The 1121-nt window shown below is 39.4% G+C and carries 2 protein-coding genes; both read right to left on the reverse strand.

The window, feature by feature from the left end; all coding sequences use genetic code 11:
• Window positions 1–202 precede the first annotated feature (202 nt).
• Entirely contained in the window at window positions 203–358 is a 156-nt protein-coding gene (locus tag QZ359_RS01210; protein ID WP_000502580.1) for a hypothetical protein, read from the reverse strand.
• Window positions 359–367: 9 nt separating this feature from the next.
• Window positions 368–1121: Obg family GTPase CgtA (gene cgtA, locus QZ359_RS01215; protein ID WP_293954522.1), on the reverse strand; the 754-nt coding region annotated here is incomplete at its 5' end.

A 1121-nucleotide genomic window follows, 5' to 3' on the forward strand; every position in this document is an offset into this window, starting at 1 on the left:
GTCTTGAAGCTAGAATAGGACAACACGACTTATAAAGCCTTGTTAGAAATTTGATTTGAATTCTCTAATCAATTTGTTCATACTCTATTTCAATATATTATAATTTACAAGTAAAAGAAAGGGCAAACTTTGCCCTTTCTCGATCTTAGCTTCTATTTGTTACAGTTAACTTGACTGATAATTGGAGTTTTATCTTACGTATTTAAGATGGATTGTCTTTTTTAGTTCGTGCCAATCTCAGGGCACGATTTGGATTGAGACGATTAAATAGTTCTTCCAATTTCTTTTCATTCCAAACGTCTGCGGCGGAAACAAAATTGCCATCCGCATCTCGGAAAGATATCGGTTTATCTCCCATATCAATCTCCTAGTCTACAAATTCAAACTCAAATTTACCAATGCGGACCAAATCACCATCTTTAGCACCACGCGCACGAAGAGCTTCATCAACTCCCATACCACGAAGCTGGCGAGCAAATTTCATGACTGATTCGTCACGATCAAAGTTGGTCATATTAAAGAGTTTCATCAGTTTTTTACCAGAAAGTAGCCACGTTGCATCATCATCACGACTAATTTCAAAGGCTTTTTCTTCCTCGTCAAAGCCGTAGTATGCTTCTTCTTCCATATCTGACTCGTCATAGAGCAAGAATTCTGGTGTCTTGTCTAACAATTCAGCTGTAGCATCCAATAGCGTTGCCAGACCTTGCTTAGTCAAACCAGAAATTGGGAAGATAGCTGGTAACTCTTCAAATTCATCGTAGTTTTCAGCAAATTTTTTCTTAAATTCTTTAAGATTTTCTTGACTCTCAGGCATGTCCATTTTGTTGGCTACGATAATCTGTGGACGCTCCATAAGACGGAGGTTATAAGACTCTAACTCCTTATTGATAGCTAAGTAGTCCTCATAAGGATCACGACCTTCGCTAGCTGACATATCAATGATGTGAAGGATGACACGGGTACGCTCAATGTGACGGAGGAACTGAGTTCCCAAACCAACACCTTGACTAGCCCCTTCAATCAAACCTGGTAAATCAGCTACTGCAAAGGATTCACCCGATTGGGTACGAACCATACCAAGATTTGGCACAATGGTCGTAAAGCTGTCTCTTATACAC

Origin of the sequence: Streptococcus sp., from assembly GCF_019414905.1 — a bacterium.
In the GTDB taxonomy this organism is placed as follows: domain Bacteria; phylum Bacillota; class Bacilli; order Lactobacillales; family Streptococcaceae; genus Streptococcus.

Coding starts and splice junctions, on each gene's coding strand:
- QZ359_RS01210 (WP_000502580.1), bottom strand. CDS start 358: ATGGGAGATAAACCGATATCTTTCCGAGATGCGGATGGCAATTTTGTT.